The 1,044-nt window shown below is 40.2% G+C and carries 1 protein-coding gene and 1 pseudogene; both read right to left on the bottom strand.

The annotated features are described in order from the left end of the window. Positions 1-316 (bottom strand): lyase family protein (locus tag CGS49_RS13705; protein WP_242975480.1); only part of this gene is annotated, 316 nt, incomplete at its 3' end. A 514-nt stretch (positions 317-830) separates the two neighbouring features. Continuing rightward, positions 831-1,044, bottom strand: a pseudogene (locus CGS49_RS13695) (ketopantoate reductase family protein); the annotation flags it as partial.

Below are 1,044 nucleotides of genomic sequence, written 5' to 3'. Positions count from 1 at the left end.
AGAGGTAACCATAGGCAGTATCTACCACGTCAGTAGACGTCAAACCATAGTGAACCCACTTACGCTCTTCGCCAAGAGTTTCAGAAACCGCACGTGTGAAAGCAACCACATCGTGACGAGTTTGCTGCTCGATTTCCAAAATACGGTCGATGTCAAAGTCCGCCTTTTCACGAATCAAAGCCACATCTTCCTTAGGGATTTCCCCCAACTCAGCCCATGCTTCGTCAGCCAAGATTTCCACCTCAAGCCAAGCACGGTATTTATTTTCTTCAGTCCAAATGTTCGCCATTTCTGGGCGAGAGTAACGTTCGATCATAATTAAGATATTAAGGGCGTTAAGCGGACACAGTCAAAATAGGAGTTTAGACGAAGAAGCGTCAGCTTCTAGGAAAAACTATCTTTTCGACCAAGTCCGTAGCCCGTATTCAGTTTTAGTGAATACGAGTGCCCTTGTTCCTTTCTTTTTTTGTTTATTTTATTCTATCAAAGATTGGACGTTTAGCTCATCTTAATCGAATCCTATGTCCGCTTCTTTTTAGTTTTACGTGCAATATTCTTTTGATGTTTCACATCAATTAACAACCGACAGTCGGTTTATTCAAATTCCTCTTTCCCAATCCACACTGACGGATAGTGATTTAGTGTATTCAAATCCGTATCCATCGGCAAATCATAGATAGCTAAATAGTTTTCAGGATATTGAGCAATCAACTCTTCATACTTAGCTCTCACTTTTTCGTGATTGCTACTAGCATACAAGACTTAAACGACTGCTACTGTCTTATCTTTTTCAACAAATGCATTAACGATGAGTTGAATCATAAAACCTCCTAAAGTGAAATTCCCTTCATATTTGCTTCCAGAATGGGCATCTTCACACCTAACTCCTGACCGGTTTGATAAACACTTTGACAACAATAGAAGATGTCCTGTTTATCATTGTGTAAGGTCATAATTTTTCGGGTCAGCTCATTTTTTGCAAACATGATTTTCATGGCTTTTCCAGCAATCCATGCGGGAATTTTGTACGGCAAGAGCTCAGCT

It is taken from the genome of Faecalibacterium langellae (assembly GCF_002549775.1).
Taxonomy (GTDB): Bacteria; Bacillota; Clostridia; order Oscillospirales; family Ruminococcaceae; genus Faecalibacterium; species Faecalibacterium langellae.
Note: the sequence above shows the minus strand (reverse complement) of the source record. Positions and strands in the feature narration are given on the sequence as shown.